The organism is Tepidiforma sp., assembly GCF_034432735.1.
Taxonomy (GTDB): domain Bacteria; phylum Chloroflexota; class Dehalococcoidia; order Tepidiformales; family Tepidiformaceae; genus Tepidiforma.
In genome coordinates this window covers 1-15348 of record NZ_DAOUBJ010000030.1, presented here as the reverse complement: position 1 = coordinate 15348, position 15348 = coordinate 1, and the positions used below count along the sequence as shown (strand labels likewise).

At 67.5% G+C, this 15348-nt stretch carries 15 protein-coding genes and 1 riboswitch; of the genes, 8 read left to right on the top strand and 7 right to left on the bottom strand.

The genetic code is table 11. The features are described 5' to 3' along the window. The 4 genes from VAE53_RS02630 to VAE53_RS02615 form a co-directional block, all read left to right on the top strand. The coding region (locus VAE53_RS02630; RefSeq protein ID WP_322817812.1) for a hypothetical protein at window positions 1–1811 on the top strand (1811 nt) is incomplete at its 5' end. 160 nt (window positions 1812–1971) lie between these two features. Next, a riboswitch (cyclic di-AMP (ydaO/yuaA leader) is annotated at window positions 1972–2104 on the top strand. 144 nt (window positions 2105–2248) lie between these two features. Next, a complete protein-coding gene (locus tag VAE53_RS02625) occupies window positions 2249–2413 on the top strand; it encodes a hypothetical protein (RefSeq protein ID WP_322817811.1) in 165 nt (54 codons plus the stop codon). 135 nt (window positions 2414–2548) lie between these two features. Beyond that, entirely contained in the window at window positions 2549–2812 is a 264-nt protein-coding gene (locus VAE53_RS02620; protein ID WP_322817810.1) for an antibiotic biosynthesis monooxygenase, read from the top strand. Window positions 2813–3033: 221 nt separating this feature from the next. Then, window positions 3034–3810 (top strand): response regulator transcription factor, encoded by a 777-nt coding sequence (locus VAE53_RS02615; protein WP_322817809.1) that lies wholly within the window; start codon window positions 3034–3036, stop codon window positions 3808–3810. 93 nt (window positions 3811–3903) lie between these two features. Here VAE53_RS02615 and VAE53_RS02610 read toward each other — a convergent pair whose 3' ends face one another. Continuing rightward, window positions 3904–6081, bottom strand: coding sequence for a hypothetical protein (locus VAE53_RS02610; protein ID WP_322817808.1), 2178 nt, complete (start codon window positions 6079–6081; stop codon window positions 3904–3906). A gap of 70 nt (window positions 6082–6151) precedes the next feature. Next, entirely contained in the window at window positions 6152–6790 is a 639-nt protein-coding gene (locus tag VAE53_RS02605) for a DsbA family oxidoreductase (RefSeq protein WP_322817807.1), read from the bottom strand. 78 nt (window positions 6791–6868) lie between these two features. Here VAE53_RS02605 and VAE53_RS02600 point away from each other — a divergent pair, with 78 nt between their 5' ends. Further along, window positions 6869–7666: an enoyl-CoA hydratase-related protein gene (locus VAE53_RS02600; protein WP_322817806.1), complete on the top strand. Its 798-nt coding sequence runs from the start codon at window positions 6869–6871 to the stop codon at window positions 7664–7666. 58 nt (window positions 7667–7724) lie between these two features. Here VAE53_RS02600 and VAE53_RS02595 read toward each other — a convergent pair whose 3' ends face one another. Genes VAE53_RS02595 through VAE53_RS02575 form a run of 5 tightly spaced genes read right to left on the bottom strand, consistent with a single transcriptional unit; the run spans window position 7725 to window position 12048 of the window. After that, the gene (locus tag VAE53_RS02595; protein ID WP_322817805.1) at window positions 7725–9311 is read right to left on the bottom strand and encodes a long-chain-fatty-acid--CoA ligase; all 1587 of its coding nucleotides are present in this window, start codon (window positions 9309–9311) and stop codon (window positions 7725–7727) included. A 37-nt stretch (window positions 9312–9348) separates the two neighbouring features. Then, the gene (gene purK / locus VAE53_RS02590) at window positions 9349–10467 is read right to left on the bottom strand and encodes a 5-(carboxyamino)imidazole ribonucleotide synthase (RefSeq protein WP_322817804.1); all 1119 of its coding nucleotides are present in this window, start codon (window positions 10465–10467) and stop codon (window positions 9349–9351) included. Next, entirely contained in the window at window positions 10464–10952 is a 489-nt protein-coding gene (gene purE, locus VAE53_RS02585) for a 5-(carboxyamino)imidazole ribonucleotide mutase (protein ID WP_322817803.1), read from the bottom strand. The genes purK and purE overlap by 4 nt, the downstream gene beginning before the upstream one ends. Before the next feature lie 25 nt (window positions 10953–10977). Beyond that, window positions 10978–11616 carry a hypothetical protein gene (locus tag VAE53_RS02580; protein WP_322817802.1) on the bottom strand — a complete coding sequence of 213 codons (639 nt, stop codon included), beginning with the start codon at window positions 11614–11616 and terminating at the stop codon, window positions 10978–10980. Window positions 11617–11667: 51 nt separating this feature from the next. Continuing rightward, window positions 11668–12048: a hypothetical protein gene (locus VAE53_RS02575; RefSeq protein WP_322817801.1), complete on the bottom strand. Its 381-nt coding sequence runs from the start codon at window positions 12046–12048 to the stop codon at window positions 11668–11670. A 179-nt stretch (window positions 12049–12227) separates the two neighbouring features. On the opposite strand from VAE53_RS02575, the gene VAE53_RS02570 reads away from it, so the two are divergent. From VAE53_RS02570 to VAE53_RS02560, 3 genes are all read left to right on the top strand, one after another. Then, on the top strand, window positions 12228–12422 hold the full coding sequence (locus VAE53_RS02570; protein ID WP_322817800.1) for a ferredoxin: 195 nt from the start codon (window positions 12228–12230) through the stop codon (window positions 12420–12422). A 98-nt stretch (window positions 12423–12520) separates the two neighbouring features. Continuing rightward, on the top strand, window positions 12521–13816 hold the full coding sequence (locus VAE53_RS02565) for a cytochrome P450 (RefSeq protein WP_322817799.1): 1296 nt from the start codon (window positions 12521–12523) through the stop codon (window positions 13814–13816). 45 nt (window positions 13817–13861) lie between these two features. Next, on the top strand, window positions 13862–15142 hold the full coding sequence (locus VAE53_RS02560; protein WP_322817798.1) for a cytochrome P450: 1281 nt from the start codon (window positions 13862–13864) through the stop codon (window positions 15140–15142). Window positions 15143–15348 lie beyond the last annotated feature (206 nt).

Sequence of the window (15348 nt, the reverse complement as noted above, 5' to 3'; positions counted from 1 at the left end):
CCCGCGATACCGCCGTCCCCCACCCGTCTTCCAACGGCCAAGCCGCCCTCGAGCTCGCCATCACCCTCATCCCCGTCGGTCTCCTCGCCACCCTTGCCATCGGCGGCTATATCGGCGGCTACGCCGGCTCCCTCGAGCTCGCCGCCTGGGCTCTCGGCAGCTTCGCCGCCGGCTTCGCGGCCATCGCCGTCGCTGGCATCGCCGCCGCCCTCCTCGATGACGACACCGGGCGCGCCACGCTCGTCGGCCCCCTCGCTGCCTCCGCCGTCGCGCTCGCCGCCATCGCCGGCCTCTTCGGGCTCGCCAGCAACCTCGCCGGCGAAGGCCCCTGGGCCGCCGCCTCGCTCGTCGCGCCCGCAGCCGGCGGAGCCGCCCTCGCCGGCCTCCTCGCCGCCGCGCTGCCCTCTCAGCACGGGCGGGCTGCCGCAGGGCCAGCGGCCGGAGCCATCGCCGCCACGGCCGCCGTCGCCGGTCTCCTCGCAGGCGGCTATGGCGCCGCCGTCACCGACGATGCCGCCTGGTCCGCCTACCCCCTCGTCGTCCTCGCCTGCGCCCTCGTCGCCGCCAGCGTCGCCATCGTCCCCGGCACCGTCATGGCCGCGACACGACGCTCGTCCGCCCCGCCCATCGCCGCAGGGCTCGCCGCCCTCGTCGTCGTCCTGGCCGCCATCGGCGCCGCCTTCGTGCTCCTCCCCGAAGGCCGCGGCCCCGCGGCCGGCGCGGCGGGCACCGGCTCCGGCCTCGGCCTCCTGCTCGCCCACCTCGGATTCCTACCCGGCACCACATCCACACGGCCGGTCGGCCGAATCGCCCCTTGGCTCCTCGCCGCCCTCGCCGTGATCGTCGCCTGGCTCCTCGGCAGCCAGCTCACCGAGGCCGGCTTCCCCGAACCAGCCGGCGGGTTCACCGGCGTCGCCCTCGCCCTCGCCGCAGCGCTCGGCCCCGTTCTCGCGCGAGCATCCCTCCAGCCCTTCCCGAGCCTGCCCCCCGGCACCCCCCCTGCCATCGAAGCCTGGGCCCCGCCCGAAGCAACCCCACCGCCGCCCGAACCGCCCCCCGCCGCCCCCACGCCTCTCCCCGCACGCTCCCCCGCCTCCGCGCTCACCGGGCTCGGTGCCCTCGCTGCCGTCGCCCTCTTCCTCGCGATCGCCGCCCATGCCCGCTATCACCTCCTCGCCGTCGCCGAAGCCGACCCTGTCGCCTACGCGGCCATCGTCCAGGACCTCGGGCTCGTCCCAGCCGGCAACGCCTCACGCTACGCCCTCGCCAACGACACCGAGGCCCACCGCCAGGCCCTGGAAGATCTCCGCACCGCCATCGCCAGCGACGCCGATTTCGGCCCCGCCGACCTCCGCTTCCTCCTCGGTGCCGATGCCGCCATCGCCGAACGTTTCGCCAGCGAACGGCTCGCCGCCGGCGCCCTCATCCCCGGCGAGGCCCAGGCGATCCGCGCAGCCCGCACACCCCTCCCCGCGCTCCTCCCGCTCCCCGGCGCCACCGCCGGCGCCGCCCTCGGCGTCCTCCTCGCCCTCGCCGTGCTCGCGGCCTCCCGGCTCCCAGCGGGCGGCAGCCGCTGGCACGTCCTCGCCCTCGCCGCCGGCACCTTCGCCCTCCTCCTCGGCTGCGCGCCCGCCCTTCGCTTCTGGGGCCCGAGCCAGGCCGACGCCATCACCTTCCTCGCCGCCTTCGCGCTCGCCGGCGGCGTCGCGGCCCAGCTCCAAGACAACCCCGAGCGGCCCGGCGCGTCCGCCGCGCTCGGCCTCGCCATGGCCGGGAGCGCCCTCGCCCTCCTCGGCGGCACCCTCACCTGAGGCCCATTCCCCTCCCCTTGCGCCTCGGCCCCCGGGAAAACCCGGACCACCCGGTAAATTTGTGACGAAATGTGCAAAGGTCTGTTGACACCCTCCGAGCGGATTGGTAGCCTGCGCCGAGTGAACGACGTTCGCGTCGTTCGCATGCGCGTTCGGTTTCGTGCACCACCTGCCTAGTGCGCCGTGCGGCGCAGCGGGGGAACCATCACCTCGGGGCGAACGCGGCCATCGGCCGCCAGGGCGCCTTCCGCCCGAGCCCGTCAGCTAACCCCGTAGGCAGTCTGGAAGGCCTGGCGAGCAGGTAGCTCGTTTCGAGGTCTTTTTTTCTGTCCTCGAAGGTCACCAGTTCGAACTCTATCGCCAAGAAAGAGGAGGGAATCACCATGCCGGCTCTACAGGAAGCTCCGCCAAAATCGTGCCCCAAGTGCCGCGGCTCCATGATCATCGAGCGCGACTGGCACGGCACCTACGGCAGCTGCATCATGTGCGGCTACGTCCACGAAGTGCTCACCAGCCCGCCCATCGATCTCGCCGCCGAGGAAGCCGCCCTGCCCCAGCGCCAGCGCCGCCGCCAGCCGTCCCACGGCAAGCTCCGGCTCTGAGCCGCCCACCCGGGCAAACCTCCACGGAGCCCCCGCCCAGCGGGGGCTCCGCCTTTTCGTCCGCACCCCGGCGCCCTAGAATTCGCCCTCCGGAGGTACCAGAGGACACCCATGCCGTACATTCGCCTGTCCATCATGAAACCGCGCCGCGGCGAAGAGGCCCGCTGCGAAGAGCTCCTACGCAAACTCGATGCCGCCGTCTCCACCCATCCCGGCTGCCAAGTCACCTACCTCATGCGGCCCCACGACGATAGCGGCGAAATCGCCCGCCTCGCCATCTACGAATCCGAATCCGCCGCCGAAGCCGCCGCCAACGACACCCACATCATGGCCCTTCGCTCCGAAATTCACCTCCTCGTCGAGCCCGGCCACATCGAACGTGCCTTCTTCACCATCTGAACCAACGCTCCCCCAGCCCTCGCCCGCGGCGGGCAACTCCCTGATCTTCCCCACGTCGAGCCCCGAGCCTCGGGAGTTCGCTGCCGAGGATTAGGGTTTTCGCCGATACGCCCCCGCGAGGCACTCCCTAGACTCCTCCCTGTCGCAGGGCTTCCACCAGCCGAAGCCCCCACGGCCCGGCCTCCCCCGCCGGCGCCGGAGACCACGAGAGGAGTTCGACCGTGACCCAACTGCGCCCCCAGCCCCGGCCCCTCGCCGCCCGCCCCACCACCGGCGCCCAACGCTCCCATGCCCCCATCCGCATCCTCCTCGTCGACGACCACGCCGTCATCCGCCAGGCCCTCCGCATGCTCCTCGAGGCGCAGCCCGAACTCGAAGTCGTCGCCGATTGCGAAAACGGCCGCGAAGCCGTCCAGGCCGTCGAGCGCCTCCAACCCGATGTCGTCCTCATGGACGTCGTCATGCCCGGGCTCAACGGCCTCGAAGCAACCCGCCAGATCCGCCGCATCGCCCCCGCCACCCGCGTCGTCATGCTCAGCGGCTTCGTCGATGAAGACCAGCTCCTCGAAGCCATCCGCTCCGGCGCCTCCGGCTACATCATCAAAAAGTCCGACGTCTCCGAACTCGTCCTCGCCATCCAGACCGTCCACCGGGGGAACAGCTACTTCTCCAGCGCCCTCAGCGAAGGCTTCGACCTCGCCGAAGTCCTCTACCAAGCCAAGCGCTCCGACCAGCGCAACGGCATGGATACCCTCACCAGCCGCGAACGCGAAGTTCTCCAGCTCATCGCCGAGGGCTACACCAACCAAGGCATCGCCAACGAACTCTACATCTCCGTCAAAACCGTCGAAGCCCACAAAGCCCACATCATGGCCAAACTCCACGCCCGCAACCGCACCGACCTCATCCGCTACGCCATCCGCAAAGGCATCGTCCGCCTCGAAAGCGTCGACGAAGCGCGCTCCATGCTCGACGAGCCAGAGGCCGCCGCGGGCTGATTTTCGCGCCCCCTCCCGCTCTCCCCGCTCACACGCCGAAAGGGGTCCATCGGGACCCCTTCCGTTCGTCCGCAACCGGCCGCGCCGCCAGCCTCACCCCATCCCGGCCAACCGCTTCCGCTTCTGCGCCACGTAATCCACCAGAATGTACTCGCCCAGCTTGTCCGGCGTCGTGTAGAACACACGGCCCTTGTTGATCCGAGCCACCTGGTTCACGAACTCCTTCAGGTAGTAGTTCCGATCCAGCATGAACGTGTTGATCGTGATCCGCTTCTGCGTACAACGCTTCACCTCCTTCAGCGTCTCGCGGATCGTGATCGGGCTCGGCGGATAGGCGAAGTACGAGCGCCCACGTTCCAAATGCGCCGTCGGCTCCCCGTCCGAAATCATGATGATCTGCCGCGTCCCCAGCGTGTGCTTCGCAAGGAGCCGCTGCGCAATCATCAGCGCGTGGTGCATGTTCGTGCCCAACACCGATTCGTCCCAGCGCACGTACGGCAACTCCTCCGTCTTCAACTCCCGCGCATACGCGCTGAAGCCGATGATGTACAAGCTATCGCGCTGGTACTGCGACGAAATCAAATTGTTCAGCGCCATCGCCACCTTCTTCGCCGCCTGGAACGACCCCCGCAGCGCCATCGACCAGCTCAAGTCGAGCATGATCACCGTCGCCGTTTGCGTCAGCATTTCCGTTCGCGCAACTTCGAAATCGTCCGGCCTCAGGCGGATCGGCGTCCCCGGTCCCTCCCGGTACATCGAATTCATCATCGTCTTCTGAATATCCAGGTAGAACGGGTCGCCGAACTCGTACGGCTTCGTCGTATCCGTCCGCTCGCCACCCGAACCCGTCTCCCGGACCTCGTGCTTCCCGAACGTGTCCGCCTTCAACTGTTGATAGATCTCCACCAGCGCCCGTTGGCCGATCTTCCGCGTCCCCCGCGGCGTCAGCTCCCACTGATTCCCCTTCTTCCGGATGTAGCCCGCCTCCTCCAGGATCTCCAAAAACTGCTTCAGCTGCTCCAGCGTCTCCCGAGCCTCCGGACCGAGCAGCTCCTCCAACTTCTCCGCGTCGATATCCTCGATATCACCGCCATACTGCGTCCGCTCGATCTGCCGCTCCAGCTCATCGATCGATTGCATCTGCTCCATCAGCCGCATCGCCGATTGGAGATCGATCTCTTCCTCGCCCCGGAACGGATACTGATTGCGCAGGTCGCGCATCGGGTAGAGGTACTCCAAATTCTGCGCCAAATCGTTCAGCGCCTGTTGGAGCTCCGGGTCCCCGATCTTGTCCGAAAGCAGGTCCTGGAGCTGCTGGCGCAGGTCACCCGGCAGCGAATCCAAGAGCGATTGCATCTGCCCCATCTGGTGCTGCATCTGTTCGATCAACTCGTCGAGCGACTGCGGCGGATTCTCCCCGAAGAGATCGCCGTACTTCTGCATGAACTCCTCGAAGTTCGGCTCCCGGCCCGCCATCCGATCCTGCAGCATCTGGTTCAAGTCCCGAACCATCTCCTTCATCCGCTGCAGATCCTCGGGCGACATGTTCGCAATCTGGTCGTAGAGGTCCTTGAAGAAGGTGTCCATCATCGCCTTCTTCAACGACTCCAGAAGCTCGTTGAACTTCCGCTGGGCCTCCGGGTCCATGAACTCGTAGTTCTGCAGCTGCCGCACCTGGCCCGCCACATCCTGCGGCAAATTCTCCAGGAACTCCCGCTTCCGGTTCGCAATGTTGCGCAGCATCTCGGCGAACTCGCGCGGTGGAGTGGGCTGGCCACCATCCTCACCCTGGCTAGCCGACGTTCCGCCGTCGCCCCGCTCGCCACCCGGCTCGCGGCTCGCCCGCGCGCCTTGCTGCATCCCGGCCCGCTGGTCCCCCGGCGGCGAATCCTGTTGCCCCGCCCGCGGCTCGCCACCCCGCGGCTCCCCCGAGGCCTTCTCCGCCTCCTCCAGCCGCCGCTCGAGCGTGTTCCGCTCCATCCCCAGAATCTCGTCCAGCTGCCGCTTCAAGTCATCGAAAATCGATGAAAGGTCGAAGCGATCGAGCTGCTGCCGCCGTTGCTGCCGGAGCTGCTGCAACAGATCGCGCAGCCCTTGCATCCGCTGCCCCATCGGGTTCCGCATGCCACGCTGCATCAGATTCCGCAGCGCGTGCTGGAGATCCCCGAAGTTCATCAAGTCATCCGTGATGTTGTCCAGGATCTGGTCCGGGTCGAGCGCCGGCACTTCCTGCGTCCCGTCCCACCTCGAATAGCGGTAGCGCATGGCCATCGGTCCAACCTCCCGGGCGCGGCGGCGCGCCGTGTGCACCGAGCGTAGCGGAATCCGAAAGGCTTGTCAGTCAGGCCTCGCCCTGCCCCCCATCCCGCCGTGGCACCCCCAACCGGTCCATCACCGCATCGAAGACCGCCGCATCCTGCGCCCCCGACATCGCGAAACGATCCCCGAACACGAACGTCGGTACCCCCGAAACCCCCGCCTCCCGCGTCCATCCCACCGCCTCCAGCACACGTCCCCGGTACGTGTGCGCCTCGAGCGCCGCGCGCAGCTCCCCGGGATCGAGCCCCGCCCGCTCGCCAACGCCGACCACCACCTCCAAACGGCCGATATCCTCCAGCTCGGTGAAATAGGCCCGGAACATCTCCCGCACGAACGCCCGCGCCCGCCCAGCCTCGTACGCGAACTCTGCCCCCTCGTGCGCTAGCACCGAGTTCGAAGTCCACGTCCGACCGCGGCTGAAACGGATCCCTGCCGCTTCCGCACGCAGCTCCATCTCCGTCGGCGGATCGCCCGCACGCGTCATCGGCCGCCGCGGCTTCCCCTCCGGCGGCGTCGAAGGATCCAGCAGGTAGGGCACGTGCCGCACCTCCACCAGATACTCCCGCTCCACACGCTCGATCTCCACCAGCCCGAGGTAACACCACGGGCAAACGAAATCGGAGATCATCAGCACCTGCATCGGCCCAGCCTCGTACCCCATCGCCCGCACCATACCCCGCTCGACAAGCCGACGGCAATCCGCTTCACTCCCCCGCAACGCCTTTGCCGAGGTGCCCCCATGGCCTTCCAACACCTGCTCCTCGAAATCTCCGACCACATCGCGACTGTCACCCTCCAGCGGCCGGAAAAGCTCAACGCGCTCGACCGCACCCTCCAGCGAGAGCTCCTCGATGTCTGTGCCACCTTGAAGCAGGACGACACCGTCCGGGCCGTCATCTTCACCGGCGCGGGCCGCGGCTTCTGCTCCGGCGCCGACGTCTCCGGCGCGCCCCCCGAGCCCCCCGAGCATATCCCCTGGCAACAGCTCACCGACGAAGAGAGCTGGGTCGGCCGGCAAGCCCGCGCCATCTACCACATCGACAAGCCGACCATCGCCGCCGTCAACGGCATCGCCGCCGGCGCCGGCTTCTCCCTCGCCCTCGCCTGCGACATCCGCATCGGCAGCGAGCACGCCCGCTTCAAAGCCGTCTTCATCGAGCGCAACCTCTCCCCCGATTCCGGCATGAGCTACCTCCTCCCCCGCATCGTCGGCCAAGGGAACGCCCTCGACCTCGTCCTCACCAGCCGCACCGTCGATGCCGCCGAAGCCCTCCGCATCGGCCTCCTCCAGCGACTCGTCCCGCACGAACACCTGCTCGACGAAGCCCGCGCCATCGCCAGCCAGATCGCCGCCCTCCCGCCGATCGCCGCCATCATGTCCCGCCGCGTCATCCAGCGGAGCTGGGAGAACGACTTCGATGCCCAGCTCCGCGAGGAGATCCACGCCATCGCCATCTGCCGCCGGGCCGTCAACGACACCCGCGAACAGCGCCAAGCCTTCCTCGAACGCCGTCCGCCACGCTTCACCGGGAGCTGACCCTACGCGGGCCGCGGCAACGCCGAGGCCCGCACCTTCGCCCCAACCGCCGGGACGGTCAGTTCACGCGGCGCTCTTTCCCCGCCCAGTACTTCTCCCGGATGAGGAACTTCTGCAGCTTGCCCGTCGCCGTCCGCGGCAGGCTGTCCACGAAGTCCACCCCCGTCGGGCACTTGAAGTGCGCCAGGTGCTCCCGGCAAAAGGCGATGATCTCCTCCTCCGTCGCCGACATCCCGGGCCGCAACACCACGAGCGCGCGCGGCGTCTCGCCCCACTTCTCGCTCGGCACCCCGATCACCGCACACTCCAGCACCGCCGGGTGCTTGTAGAGCGCGTCCTCCACCTCCGACGAGGAGATGTTCTCCCCGCCCGAAATGATCACATCCTTCTTGCGGTCCACGATATTGATGTTGCCGAACTCGTCCCAGGTGGCCAGGTCGCCCGTGTGGAAGTAGCCATCGTAAATCGCCTTCGCGGTCTCCTCCGGCTGCTCCCAATACCCCTTCAGCACCACGTTCGAACGCGCGCACACCTCCCCGATCGTCCGGTCGTCCTTGGGCACCGGATTGCCATTGTCATCCAACACCTGAATCTCCACCCCGATCGCCTCCACCCCGGCCCGCGCTCGACGCTGATAGTTCTGCCCGTCCGGGTTGTGGTAGTCGGGCACGCTCACCGTCAGGATCGGGGAGGTCTCCGTCAACCCATAGATCTGGATGAACTCCCAGCCGAGCTCCTTCTCCAGCCGCTCGATGAAGGCCGCTGGCGGCGGCGCCCCCGCCACCACGAACCGCGGCCGCGTCGTGATCGTGTACTTGTCCCGCTCCGGGAAGGTCAGGATCGTGTTCAACACGGCCGGCGCCATGCACGCGAACGTGATCTTCTCGTCCTGGATGAGCCGGAAGATGTCCGCCCCGACCACCGCCCGCAGCACCACGTGCGTCGCCCCCATGGCCGTGATCGCGAACGGCCCACCCCACCCGTTCGCATGGAACATCGGCAGCGTCCAGAGCTCCCGGTCCTCGTGCCGCACCCGCAGATGCGCAATGAAGTTGTAGGCGTTGATGTAGACGTTCCGGTGCGTCAACATCACGCCCTTCGGACGCGCCGTCGTCCCCGACGTGTAATTGATCGACGTCACGTCGTTCTCGTCCTGCTCCACCGGCGGCGTCGGCGTCGTTGGCTGGCCGCCCACCAGACCGTCCCAATCCACCCACCCCGGCGGCGTCTGCTTCGGCATCCGCGGATCCGCCACGATGAAGTGTTCGACCGTCCTCAGGTTCGGTCGAATCTCGTCGATCACCCGCGTGTAGTCGTAATCGACGAGCACCACCTTCACCCCTGCGTGATTGATGATGTACTCGTGATCCGAGGCCACCAGCCGGTAGTTCAGCGGCACCAAGATCGCCCCGATCTGCGTCACCCCGTAGTAGCTCTCGAGGAAGTAATGGCTGTTCGGGCTCAGGATGCAGACCCGGTCGCCCTTCCGTACCCCCAACGAAAGCAGCGCATGCCCCAGCTGATTGCAGCGCTCCTGGTAGTCGCGATACGTCATCCGGAGATCCCCGTCGACGATCGCCTCCTTGTTCGGGTAGAGCTTCGCCGCACGGCGCAGGAAATCGTTCAGCAATAGCGGTACTTCCATCGGCCCGTTCCCTCGCGATAAGTCTGGCGCGCGGATTCTAGCCGATTTCACACCCCGGACGAGCCTCCGGCGGCCTCACCCGGTTCGAACCCAGCACCGTCACGTGGCCCAGCTTCCGCCCCGGCCGGGGCGCTTTCCCGTACCGGTGGACGAATGCCCGCCCCGGGTAGGCTGCCGCCAGCGCCGCTAGCGCATCCTCGTCGATCTCGCTCACGAGGTTCAACATCGTCGCCGGCTCCCGAAGCGTCGTCTCCCCCAGCGGCAGGCCCGCCACGATCCGCACCAGCTGCTCGAACTGGCTCGTCGCACACGCCTCGATCGTCAGATGCCCCGAGTTGTGCGGCCGCGCCGCCACCTCGTTCACCAGCACGCCGCCATCCTCGAGCAAGTAGCACTCCAGACACGCGATCCCGACCAGCCCAGCCCCTGCCGCGAACCGAAACGCGAACTCCCTCGCCACCGCCGCCGAATCGGCCGGGATCTCCGCCGGCGCCGTCGAAATGCGCAGAATCCCATTCCGGTGGACGTTCCTGATCGGGTCGAAGAACGCCAGGTTCCCCGCCCGGTCCCGGCAAACGATCACCGAAAACTCGCAGGCAAAGTCCACCCGCTCCTCGATCACGCACGTGCCCCCGCCGAGTTCCCGCCAGGCCGCCACCAGGGCCGCCCGATCGGCGACCCACACCTGTCCCCGCCCGTCGTAGCCCCCCGTCGCCCGCTTCACCACCACCGGCAAGGCAAGCTCCCTCCCCGCCGCCTCCACCTCCTCCTCGCTCGCCACGATGCGGTGGACGGGAACCGCAATGCCCAATCCCGCCGTGAACCGCCGCTGCTTCGCTCGGTCCTGCGTCGTCAGGACGATGCCCGCTCCCGGCACGAGCTCCACCTCGGCCGCCAACGCCTCCAGCGTCGCTGCCGGCAGCGTCTCCGTTTCCACCGTCACCACGCCAGCGAGCGCCGCCAGCCGCCCGATCGTCTGCCGGTCCGTGTATGCCCCGACCACGAGCTCGTCCGCCACCGCCGCGATCGGACAATCGGCCACATCGGTCAGCGCCGCCACCCGGTAGCCAAGCGCGCGCGCCGCCTCCCCGAGCATCAGCCCCAACTGGCCGCCCCCGACGATACCGATCACCGAGCCCGATGGCAGCGGCGTCATGAAAGCCGTTCGCCGAGCACGCGGTCCCGCTCCTCCGCCATGAAGGCTGCCACCCGCTCCGCCAGCGCCGCATCCTCCAGCGCGAGCAAGCGTACCGCGAAGTGGGCCGCGTTCACCGCACCCGCCTCGCCGATCGCCATCGTCGCCACCGGCGTCCCGCGCGGCATCTGGACGATCGAGAGGAGCGAATCCAGCCCCTGGAGCGCCTTCGTCTGGATCGGCACCCCGATCACCGGCAAGACCGTCTGCGCCGCCGTCATCCCCGGCAGATGCGCCGCGCCCCCCGCCCCCGCGATGATCACCCGCAAGCCCCGCCCTGCCGCCGCCGCCGCGTACTCCGTCACCAACCCCGGCGTCCGGTGCGCCGAGACCACGCGCGCCTCGTACGGCACCCCGAAGCGCTCCAGCACCTCCGCCGCCAGCCGCATCGTCGGCCAGTCGCTCGAGCTTCCCATGACGATGCCCACCAGCGGCGCGTCGGCCATGCCCGCATTGTACGGCGCACACGCCCTACGGGCGGCGCGTCCGTGCGTGGGCCTCGATCTCCCGAAAGAGCGCCGCCACCCCCGTCGTCGGCACCGTCACGAACGGCGGGTCGCCCCGCTCCCGCCGCCGGTAGAGGTCGCTCACCTTGTGCGGCAGCGGCGTGCCCGCCCAAGCCAACACGAGCTGGACGCGCGCCTTGTCGGTCCGCGCGTCCCCCTCCGTCACCCGCCCATCCCCCTCCACGAACAGCAGCCGCGGCCCCCCGGCCTCCCGCGCGAGGCGTTCCGCCTCCTGCCGTGCCTGCGGCGAACCCCCGAGGACGAGCACCTCGCGCAGCCCCGCCGCGCGGCAGGCCTCGGCGGCCGCCCGCGCCGCCTGGAGCGAATTCGAGCCGCGACACCCCTCGCAGCGCTCCCGCGACGTCCGCACCGCCGGCCGCCCCGCCCTCTCCGCCGCCGCCCGGCACTCCGCCGCCCCGCACCAGCCCGCAAGCCCTGCCCAAAGCGCCGCCCGCGCCCGCTCCCGCTTCCCGACCGCCATCCGAACCTTCCTCCCCGTCGTCAACCCCGCCCGCACCAACACCTCCCGGGCCAAGGCCAGCCCCTCCGCGTCCGAGATGCCCTCCTCCCGCAACCATTCCTCGATCACGAAATCGGCGCTCACCCACGCATTCTCGCAGGGAGCGCCGATAGCGCGTGACGCCTCCCGCGTCGCCTACTGCGCCGTGAAGGTCGTCCGCTCCCCGTTCACGATCACCGTATATTCACGGCCGCTCACGAAATCGCTGCCCAGGTCCACCACCGACTCGTGCGTCCCGTAAATCATCGTGCAGACCACCTCGTCGCTGTCCGGCATCCGGTTCGTCACCCGGATCGTGATCTCCGAATCCGTGCGCGACACCACTTCCCACGCCTCGAACCGCGCACAACCGCTCGGCAGCCCGCTCGTGATCACCACCGCGTACTGCGGCGGCGCACTCTCGCGGACTTGGATGTCCACCCGATCGATCGGCGCATCCACCACCTTCGTCGGGTAGGTATCGCCGCCCGAGCCGGTCGAGCCCGAGTCGTCGATACAGGCCACGGCAGCGACCATCGTCACCGCCCCAATCACAACAACCGGAACAATACGTCGTACGTACCACATACCCCCAACGACGTCCCCCGCCCCCACGAAGGTTCCCGCCAGCCGGTAGCTTACCGATGGGTAAACCGCTATGCTTCGCCCACAGGCGCCCCGCGCGCCCAAGACCCCCAGCCCTGGAGAACCGACCCGTGAAAGTTCGCGTCAAAACCGACATGTGCGAAGGCCACGGCAAGTGCGAAAAAGCCGCGCCCGAACTCTTCAAGCTCGGCGACGACGACGTCTCCATCGTCCTCATCGAAGGCGATATCCCCAAAGATCTCGAAGAAAAAGCCGAACGCGCCTACCGCCTCTGCCCCCGCCAGGCCATCGAACTCATCCCCTGAGCGCGTTCCGTAAATTTCCGTTCACTTTTACCGGGCGGTAGGGTACCATCGCTTCACCGATATCCCCTATAGACCGGGCCATGCCCCCGGAGGAGCACGTGACCGCACCAGCCATCCCACCCTCGGAGATCAACCTCAACGACCCCGAACGCTTCCAGAGCGGAGAGTTCCACGAACTCCTCCGCATCCTCCGCCAGAACGACCCCGTCCATTGGAACCCCCCGGGCGAAGTCAGCAACGGCTTCTGGTCGATCACCAAATACGAAGACATCCTCTTCGTCTCCCGCCGCCCCGAGACCTTCATCTCCAGCAAAGGCATCGCAGGCCCCGGCATCAAGCCCGAAAAACTCGCCGAGCTCGACTTCGCCGCCCAACAGCAGAACGGCGGCGGCAACGCGTCCATCATCACCATGGACCCGCCGCGCCACGTCAAAATGCGGCGCCTCGTCAACAAAGGCTTCACCCCCCGCGCCGTCAACGCCATGGAGCCCGAAATCCGGCGCATCACCAACGAAATCCTCGACCGTATCGCCACCAAAGGCGAATGCGACTTCGTCCTCGAGGTCGCCAGCCAACTTCCCCTCGCCGTCATCTGCGGCATGATGGGCGTCGAACAAAAGGATTGGCCGCTCATGTTCGAGCTCACCAACAAAGTGCTCGGCTCCGGCGACCCCGAATACCAGACCGACATCCCCGAAGACCAGCGCGGAACCGGCGCCGCCGCCCGACTCACCGCCATGAAAGGCCTCCAGACCATGCTGGAGTACTTCAGCGGCGTCCTCCAAGACCGGCGCCAGCGCCCCCGCGAAAACGACCTCCCCACCATCCTCCTCGAAGCCGAAGTCGACGGCGAAAAACTCACCGAAGCCGACATCCTCCAGTTCTGCTTCCTCCTCATCGTTGCCGGCAACGAAACCACCCGTAACGCCATCTCCGGCGGCCTCCAGGTCCTCTGCGAACATCCCGACCAGAAGCGCCAGCTCATCGAGGACCCCTCCCTCATGGATACCGCCATCGAAGAGATCCTCCGCTGGACCTCACCCCTCCACCACATGGCCCGGACCGCAACCGAAGACGTCGAACTGCGCGGCAAAACGATCCGCGCCGGTGACCGCGTCATCATGTGGTACCCCTCCGCCAACCGCGACGAAGACGTCTTCCCCGAACCCTACCGGTTCGATATCCGCCGCACCCCCAACGACCACCTCGCCTTCGGCATCGGCGAACACTTCTGCCTCGGCGCCGGCTTCGCCCGCAAAGAGCTCAAAGTCATGTTCGAAGAACTCTTCCGCCGCTTCCCCGACATCGAAGTCGTCGGCCCACCCGAGCGGCTTCGCTCCACCTTCATCAACGGCATCAAACACCTGCCGGTCCGCTTCACCCCCGAGGCCTGACCGGCACCGCGAGCACCACCACACGACAGCACCCCGGAGCACCACATGACCACCGAAGCACAAAGCCTCACCCTCGCCGACATCGACCTCAACGACGGCATCCTCTTCGAACAAGGCCTCTCCCACCAAGCGTTCAAAATCCTCCGCCGCGAAGACCCCATCTCCTGGACGCCGCCCACCGACGACGTCAAAGGCCACTGGAACCTCGTCAAGTACGAAGACGTCCTCTTCGTCTCCCGCCACCCCGAAATCTTCTCGTCCGAAAAAGGCATCACCGAATACGAGCCGATCGACGAAAGCGAAGCCCTCCTCGCCGCCCAAGGCAACGGCAAAATGATCATCACCATGGACCCGCCGCGCCACGTCAAAATGCGGCGCCTCGTCAACAAAGGGTTCACCCCCCGCGCCGTCGCCCTCTGGGAACCCAAAATCCGCGAAACCACCAACATCCTCCTCGACCGCATCGCAAAGAAGGGCGAGTCCGACTTCGTCCTCGATGTCGCCTGCAACATCCCCCTCGCCGTCATCTGCCAGATGCTCGGCGTCCCCGAAAAAGACTGGGAGCTGATGTTCGCCCTCACCAACAAAGTCCTCGGCTCCGGCGACCCGGAATACCAGACCGACGTCCCCGAAGACCAGCGCGGTACCCCAGAGGCCGCTCGCATCACCGGCAACATGGGCACCATGCAAATGTTCGGCTACTACGCCCAAGCCCTCATGGAGCGAAAGACAGCCCGCACCGAAGACATCATCTCCCTCCTCATCGACTCCGAAGTCGACGGCGAAAAACTCACCGACGAAGACATCCTCTGGTTCTGCTTCCTCCTCATCCTCGCCGGCAACGAGACCACGCGGAACGCCATGTCCGGCGGCCTCCTCGCCCTCTGCGAACACCCCGACCAGAAGAAAAAACTCCTCGACGACATGTCCCTGATCGACTCCGCCGTCGAAGAGATCCTCCGCTGGGTCTCCCCCGTCACCCACATGGCCCGCGTCGCCAAAGAAGACACCGCCATCCGCCACCAGCCCATCAAGGCCGGCGAGCGGGTCGTCATGTGGTACCCGTCCGTCAACCGCGACGAAGACGTCTTCCCCAACGCCGACGTCTTCGATATCACCCGCACCCCCAACGACCACCTCGCCTTCGGGATCGGCGAACACTTCTGCCTCGGCGCCGGCTTCGCCCGCCTCGAGCTCAAAGTCCTCTTCCAAGAGCTCTTCCGCCGCTTCCCCGATATCGAGCTCGCCGGCCCGCCCCAGCGCCTTCGCTCCACCTTCATCGGAGGCATCAAGCACCTCCCCGTCAAATTCACCCCCGAGAAATAAGCGCACCCATTCCCATCGCTTGCCTTCCCCCTCGCGAAACGGGGGCCGGATATCCGGCCCCCGTTCGCGTTCCCCCGCCGCCCCGCCTGCCCGGCCCCTCACCGCCCCTGCGCGCTGCAGTGCGTCCACAATATGACTGAGACCCTGAATTTCTTCCTCGCGCGACAAGTAGACTTGTTTAATGTGCCATATTTCAACGCGACGTT

Coding starts and splice junctions, on each gene's coding strand:
- VAE53_RS02610 (WP_322817808.1), bottom strand. CDS start 6,081: ATGGCCATGCGCTACCGCTATTCGAGGTGGGACGGGACGCAGGAAGTG.
- VAE53_RS02560 (WP_322817798.1), top strand. CDS start 13,862: ATGACCACCGAAGCACAAAGCCTCACCCTCGCCGACATCGACCTCAAC.
- VAE53_RS02620 (WP_322817810.1), top strand. CDS start 2,549: ATGAAACCGCGCCGCGGCGAAGAGGCCCGCTGCGAAGAGCTCCTACGC.
- purK (WP_322817804.1), bottom strand. CDS start 10,467: ATGACGCCGCTGCCATCGGGCTCGGTGATCGGTATCGTCGGGGGCGGC.
- VAE53_RS02575 (WP_322817801.1), bottom strand. CDS start 12,048: ATGGTCGCTGCCGTGGCCTGTATCGACGACTCGGGCTCGACCGGCTCG.
- VAE53_RS02595 (WP_322817805.1), bottom strand. CDS start 9,311: ATGGAAGTACCGCTATTGCTGAACGATTTCCTGCGCCGTGCGGCGAAG.
- VAE53_RS02605 (WP_322817807.1), bottom strand. CDS start 6,790: ATGGGGTACGAGGCTGGGCCGATGCAGGTGCTGATGATCTCCGATTTC.
- VAE53_RS02600 (WP_322817806.1), top strand. CDS start 6,869: ATGGCCTTCCAACACCTGCTCCTCGAAATCTCCGACCACATCGCGACT.
- VAE53_RS02625 (WP_322817811.1), top strand. CDS start 2,249: ATGATCATCGAGCGCGACTGGCACGGCACCTACGGCAGCTGCATCATG.
- purE (WP_322817803.1), bottom strand. CDS start 10,952: ATGGCCGACGCGCCGCTGGTGGGCATCGTCATGGGAAGCTCGAGCGAC.